The sequence below is a fragment of the Streptomyces sp. NPDC059455 genome (assembly GCF_042750115.1).
Taxonomy (GTDB): Bacteria; Actinomycetota; Actinomycetes; order Streptomycetales; family Streptomycetaceae; genus Streptomyces; species Streptomyces endocoffeicus.
Window position 1 is genome coordinate 1 of the sequence record NZ_JBHYVB010000426.1, and the last position, 3,360, is coordinate 3,360.

The window sequence follows — 3,360 nt, forward strand, 5'->3', positions numbered from 1 at the left end:
GGACGCGGTCGGTGCGAAGATCGGAGACGGCGGTGCGGACGGAGGCGGCGGCGCGGCGGACGACGGTGGCGCGGCGGGCTGCGACGCCGCTGACGGCTCCGGGGCCGCCGGGGACGGCGCGGGCGCGGACGGCGCCGGTGGGGCAGCCGACAACGGCTGATCCCACGCGACCGGGTGTCCCGCGCCGGCACCGCGGGACACCCCGGGAGCCGCGACGGGCCGGGCGGCCGCTCAGCGGGCGGACGGCCCGGCGGAGAACCCGGTGCGCAGGCCCGCGGAGAGCCCCGCGCGCACCCGCTCCACCGTGATCGGCAGATCGCGGACCCGCACCCCCGTGGCGTGGTACACCGCGTTGGCGATCGCCGCCGCCGTGCCGACGATGCCCAGCTCCCCGACGCCCTTGCTGCCCATCGGGTTGAGCTCGTCGTCGTTCTCCTCGAGCCAGTGCGCCTGGACGTCGCGCACATCCGCGTTGGCCGCGATGTGATACGTGCCGAGGTCGTGGTTGGCGAAGTCGCCGAACCGCGGGTCCGGCTCCAGGTTTTCGTGCAGCGCCATCGACAGCCCCATGCACATGCCGCCGCGCAGCTGCGAGCCCGCCGTCCGGGGGTTGATGACACGTCCGGCGGCGAACATCCCCAGCAGCCGGTCGACCCGCACCTGGCCGGTGACGGCGTCCACCCGCACCGCCGCGAACTGGGCGCCGTAGGCGTGGCGCGAGAACGCCCGGCGCGCCTCGACGTCCTCGGCGGTGTCCGCCCGCTCCTCCAGCCCGCCGGGCGGGACCGCGCCGGAGACCTCGTCCAGCCGCTTGGTCAGCGCCCGGCACGCCTTGGACACCGCCCAGCCCCACGAGCTGAGGCCCATCGAGCCGCCCGCCCACGGTGCCTGGCCGTAGGCGCTGCGGCCGATGTCGAGGGTGACCCGGTCGATCCCCACACCGAGTTCGTCCGCCGCCACCTGGGTCAGCGCGGTGCGGGCGCCGGTGCCGATGTCGGCCGCGGCGATCCGTACGGTGAAGCCTCCGCCGGGCTCGGCGCGGGCGGTCGCGGTGGAGGGCCAGGTGAGGGCGGGGTAGTTGCACGCCGCCACTCCGGTGCCGAGCAGCCAGTGCCCCTCCCGGCGGCGCCCCGGCGCGGGGTCGCGGCCCGCCCAGCCGAAGCGCGCCGCGCCCTCCCGCAGACAGGCCACCAGATTGCGGCTGCTGAAGGGATGACCGGTCCCGGGGTCCACGGACGGCTCATTGGCCATCCGCAGCTCGATGGGGTCCATGCCCAGCTCCACGGCCAGCTCGTCCATCGCGCTCTCCAGTGCGAACATCCCGGGCGCCTCGCCGGGGGCCCGCATCCACGACGGCGTCGGCACATCCAGCTGCGCCAGACGATGGGTGGTCCGGCGGTGGCGCGCGGCGTACATGACGCGGGTGCAGGTGACCGTCTGCTCGCAGTACGGGGTGAGCGTGGAGCTCTGCTGGAGGGCGTCGTGCCAGATGGCGGTGAGTCTGCCTTCCGGTTCGGCGCCGAGCCGGATGCGCTGGAGGGTGGGCGTGCGGTACGAGACCATGGTGAACATCTGCTGCCGGGTGGCCGCCACCTTGACCGGGCGGCCCACGGCGCGGGCGGCCAGCGCGGCGAGCACCGTGGGCGGGCGGGGAATCGCCTTGGAGCCGAAGCCGCCGCCGGTGTGGTCGGCCACGATCCGGACGGCGCCCTCGGGCAGGCCGAACAGCTCGGCCACCCTGGCGGCCGTCATCCAGGGGGCCTGGTCGCCGTTGTAGAGGGTGAGCGTGTCCCCGTCCCAGACGGCGATGGTGGCATGCGGTTCCATCGTGGCCGTGTGCTCGGGGGGCGTGGTGTACGTGGCGTCGAGGACGACCGGCGCCGCGGCGAGGGCGGCCTCCACATCGCCGGTCTCCGTGTGTCCCGGGTAGCCGCCGTTGACCGTCTCGGGGACGAAGATGCGCGGATCGCCGTCCATCAGCTCGGCGTCGTGGTCGTCCACGTCGTACTCGACCCGCACGGCGGCCGCCGCCTGACGGGCCGTCTCGAAGGTGTCCGCCACCACGGCCGCCACGATCTGCCCGCGGTAGGCCACCTCGGGGGACTGCAGAACGGCGAGTTCGGGGGTGTCGGTCGGGCGCAGCCGGACCACGTCGCGGCTGTCGAGCACGGCGACCACGCCCGGCAGGGACAGCGCCGCGGCGGTGTCGACGGCGCGCACCGTGCCACGCGGAATGGTGGACTGCACCGGCCACGCGTACAGGGCGTCCGGCACCGGGTACTCGTACGCGTAGAGCGCGGCACCGGTGACCTTCTCGCGCCCTTCGACACGGATCACCTCCGCGCCCACGGTCCGCTGGAGCGTGGTCATCGCCGCTGCCCTCCCACGAGGTCGCGCACGGCCGCGGTGATGACGTCCACGGCGAGGTCGATCTTGAACGCGTTCCGCGGCAGCGGGCGCGCCGAGGCGAACTCGGCCCGGGCCGCCTCCCGCAGGCGCTCCTCGGTCGGCTGCCGCCCGGTCAGCAGCCGCTCGGTCTCGCGGGCACGCCAGGGGCGGGTGCCCACGCCGCCGAGCCCCAGCCGGATCTCCCGCAGTGTGCCGTCGGCCTCGGTGGCCACGACGGCGGCCACCGACACCAGCGCGAAGGCGTAGGACCAGCGGTCGCGGACCTTGCGGTAGGACATGGCGGCGCCCTCGGGGGGCGGTGGCAGCTCGACACCGGTGATCAGATCGCCGGGCTGCAGCACCGTCTCGCGGTGCGGGGTGTCACCGGGCAGCAGATAGAAGTCGTTCAGCGACAGCGTACGGGGGCTGCCGTTCACCCGCCGCAGATGGACGACCGCGTCGAGCGCGGCCATCGCCACCGCCATGTCCGAGGGGTGGTTGGCCACGCAGAAGTCGGAGGTGCCGAGCACGGCCAGGTCGCGGTGGAGGCCCTGGACGGCCGAACAGCCGGTCTCCGGCCGCCGCTTGTTGCAGGGCTTGGTGACGTCCTGGAAGTACACACAGCGGGTGCGCTGGAGCAGATTGCCACCGGTGGTGGCCACGGTCCTCAGCTGCCCGGAGGCGCCGGACAGCAGCGCTTCGGCCAGCGCCGGGAACCGCTCGCGGATGCCCGGGTCTCCGGCGAGGCGGCTGCCCGGGACCAGCGCGCCGATGAGCACACCGCCGTCCGGGCGGTGCTCGAGGGTGTCGTACGGGAGCCCGGTGATGTCGACGAGCAGGGCGGGCTCGGTCACCCCGAGCTTCATCAGGTCCACCAGATTGGTGCCCCCGGCCAGGTACACCGCCTCGGTGGAGTCGGCCACGAGCGTGGCGGCGGCCTGGGGGTCGGTGGCGCGCTCGTAGCCGAAGGGC

The 3,360-nt window shown here is 74.6% G+C and carries 2 protein-coding genes; both read right to left on the bottom strand.

What is annotated here, in order from left to right; translation table 11 throughout:
• Positions 1-231: 231 nt before the first annotated feature.
• Positions 232-2,370: a xanthine dehydrogenase family protein molybdopterin-binding subunit gene (locus tag ACFXB5_RS53140; RefSeq protein WP_385223199.1), complete on the bottom strand. Its 2,139-nt coding sequence runs from the start codon at positions 2,368-2,370 to the stop codon at positions 232-234.
• On the bottom strand, positions 2,367-3,360 hold a 994-nt coding region (locus ACFXB5_RS53145; RefSeq protein ID WP_385223201.1), incomplete at its 5' end, for an FAD binding domain-containing protein. The genes ACFXB5_RS53140 and ACFXB5_RS53145, both read right to left, overlap by 4 nt.

What these genes read in the sequence shown, in the direction of transcription:
- ACFXB5_RS53140 (WP_385223199.1), bottom strand. Translation starts at nt 2,370, where the DNA reads ATGACCACGCTCCAGCGGACCGTGGGCGCGGAGGTGATCCGTGTCGAA.